A 2,686-nucleotide genomic window follows, 5' to 3' on the forward strand; every position below is an offset into this window, starting at 1 on the left:
TGAACATGGTGCGGGACATGCCCACGGAGAGCGTGCCGATCCGCGCGGAGAGCCACCAGACCAGCCCGATCTCAGCGATCATCAAGCCGAAGAACAGGAAGGGGACTTGCAGTAACTGTGCCAGCAGGTAAAACAGTGGCGTGTAGACCAGTGCCACCGAAACAAACCCCGTGATGAACAGCCCCAGGCACATCCACAAATAGACATGCCGCATCACGGTCATGAAGGTTTCACTGAAAGCAGTTAATTCCTGGATGGCAGGCTCGTTATTATTGTAAGAATAGGTCATTTCAGCCTCCTTGGCTGTGGTTGGATAAGCGCTTGACACGCTTGGTTTCGTCCATGTTGGCCGCCTTGCTTTAGTTATTCTACCCCCGATTGACTTGCTGGTGTGGGGCGTTTGCTGGATGCGCGTGCAACCAGATCTTCAGGCGTAGATGTGATTGGAATCACGTTATCCAGTGCGATTTGTCCAGCGACAGCGCGGGGAATTGCAGTTGCAAACCTCCGCCGTCTTTTCATCATAATAATCGGCAGTGATCTCTTCGTTCGCATGGATATCACGTAAGGCCACATATTGAGTGGCATTGGGGCTTCGGGAGAGGTCAACGGCATTGGCGTCGCAGGAGTGGTTGATATAGTAGTGAAATAATTTTGGGGTGAGTATAAATAGATTGTCAGTTAATGCTTCCTCGTTATATAGCTCGCCGGCCAGTTGAAGGCTGCCAGATTTTCGATCATCTCGCGTGACCACCAAACCGCCGGTCACGATCATCAATAGCTCGCCCGCGCGAATATCGCCAGATGCGAACGTGCCAATATTATGGATGGGGGATTTTCGCAACACCAGTCGTCGGTCAAACCACATGGTGATGGGTTCGGTTGGGTAGTTCATCAATGTCCTCCGGTAAATTAGCAACTGAGTATTTAGCTGATTTGTTTGGCGGCTCGCGTTAGGCGGCTTCTAGCTAGTTAGGGTTCAAGTCTTATTAGAAGACATCTTACGCTTCTGTTTGCGCTTTTTTAATACTGCTGCCTCTTTTGCGATTTCATCTTTGGACATTTGCTCAAGATTTTCTAGCATCAGTTTTCTAAACCCATCTGGATTCTTTTGACAATGATAATAGTAATGATCTTTCAATCGTTCTTCCTCTTCCTTCGCTTTTTGTCGCTTCGATTTGGGCAACTTTCCCCTAAGGTCAAGTCCCGTTTTGATTGCCATATAAAGACTGTAAATCAAGGCAACTAATGAAAGCAGATTGCTATAGTATTCCAGAATGGCAATTAGCGCGGGAACTACTACAAGCCAAAGAAAAAGCAGAAACGAGCCTCTTTTAATTGCATTGATTTTCTTCTGCCTTTTGGCGTCAAGCTCTGCGTAAGTCTCATAGTCTAAACCTGCATATATATTATCTAGATATTCCTTGTTTAGAGCGACATTGGGAATTTCATCGTCCTTCAATAACTGCCAATAAAGACGAACTTTAAGATCATGATCGTAAAATCCTATTAAGTGGTTACAATCTTTTATTGCCTTTAGGCTATAGAGGGATCCAGTATTATCAAATGTAGATACCATCAAAGGCATGGGAAAGCGATTAAGCCAATATTTTATTTCTCTTTCCATGGCATTGACAATCTCGGTATCTGGAATTTTTTCAGAGGTCATTACAAGGTGAAGACTCGCAAATTTGAAATCACTCACAGGTGGGTGATATTCAATAAAATACCAGTCTCGCCCTTCCTTTATAGGAATGTACTTCTTGCCTGTGTTCATGTTTTCCTCTTAATCGTCTTTGTACCCAACGGGGTCCTCAGTTAGCAATGGAATCCACTTTCTCAACCCACTGCGACGTTCCTTTGCTTTGATCACCCATCAGCCACTGCCAATCAAGGTGCATGTGCATAAGACCATCAGAATTGCGGCTGAAACTGGCGAGCGCACGGCCAGCCTTCAATTCGCCTGTCACCGTAATGCAATGGTAGAGCATTTCCATTGTAGATACATCGATCCATCGACCCACAACGTTGCCTGTCTTGATAGTACCGCCATGATAATTGCCGAGGATCTCGGATTCATCATCAGAAACGAATGTCATCGTCGTGGTTGTGTTTATCGTACCATGGCTTGAATTGGCAAGCGCTTGAAAAATCATTCCGGTAAGTTTCATTCAACCTCCACCATGGGACATCAACGATATAAGTCATGCGCTTAACCGTTTGCGTACCTGTGCGAGACATATGCCTTTGCTGGGAGCGCATCCATGTGCCTGCGCGTAGGCACATGTGCGATTTCGCCAAAAGAGTTTGATCATCTTCCATAAACCGACACGCAATTTCGACTGTTGCCTGTAAGGGGTTCCCGGTTCCAGCCGCCCCAGTGTTCCTTCAATTTCAATCCCGCGATGCGCGCCATCAAGTCCAGTTCGGAGGGCCACGCGTAGCGGGTGACGATCGGGCTCAGTTGAATACCGGTACTTGATAAAACTACGTGCGTCTCTTCGAGAAGTTGCTTCACTGGGTCGTAACGAGCCACATCCAGGCGCACGTTGCCGACCTCGAGCCCTTCCAGATCCACGTATTGGTTATTGCGCAGACGATACCACTCGGATGGCACTTCTCCTTCCACCACGAAATAGCCGTCATCTGTCAGATGCGCCGCAACGTTCTCGAAACAACGGACCTG

At 47.2% G+C, this 2,686-nt stretch carries 3 protein-coding genes and 2 pseudogenes; all 5 read right to left on the bottom strand.

What is annotated here, in order from left to right:
* A pseudogene (locus tag AC14M5_RS22955) lies at positions 1 to 289 on the bottom strand (Bax inhibitor-1/YccA family protein); the annotation flags it as partial.
* Between the two features lie 165 nt (positions 290 to 454).
* Positions 455 to 895: an SET domain-containing protein-lysine N-methyltransferase gene (locus tag AC14M5_RS22960; RefSeq protein ID WP_484032055.1), complete on the bottom strand. Its 441-nt coding sequence runs from the start codon at positions 893 to 895 to the stop codon at positions 455 to 457.
* A gap of 84 nt (positions 896 to 979) precedes the next feature.
* The gene (locus tag AC14M5_RS22965) at positions 980 to 1,777 is read right to left on the bottom strand and encodes a hypothetical protein (protein WP_484032056.1); all 798 of its coding nucleotides are present in this window, start codon (positions 1,775 to 1,777) and stop codon (positions 980 to 982) included.
* 37 nt (positions 1,778 to 1,814) lie between these two features.
* Positions 1,815 to 2,171: an avidin-fold protein gene (locus tag AC14M5_RS22970; RefSeq protein ID WP_484032057.1), complete on the bottom strand. Its 357-nt coding sequence runs from the start codon at positions 2,169 to 2,171 to the stop codon at positions 1,815 to 1,817.
* Positions 2,172 to 2,311: 140 nt separating this feature from the next.
* Positions 2,312 to 2,686: pseudogene (locus AC14M5_RS22975) on the bottom strand (SAM-dependent methyltransferase); the annotation flags it as partial.

The organism is Candidatus Villigracilis sp. (assembly GCF_057083605.1).

Coding starts and splice junctions, on each gene's coding strand:
- AC14M5_RS22960 (WP_484032055.1), bottom strand. CDS start 895: ATGAACTACCCAACCGAACCCATCACCATGTGGTTTGACCGACGACTG.
- AC14M5_RS22965 (WP_484032056.1), bottom strand. CDS start 1,777: ATGAACACAGGCAAGAAGTACATTCCTATAAAGGAAGGGCGAGACTGG.
- AC14M5_RS22970 (WP_484032057.1), bottom strand. CDS start 2,171: ATGAAACTTACCGGAATGATTTTTCAAGCGCTTGCCAATTCAAGCCAT.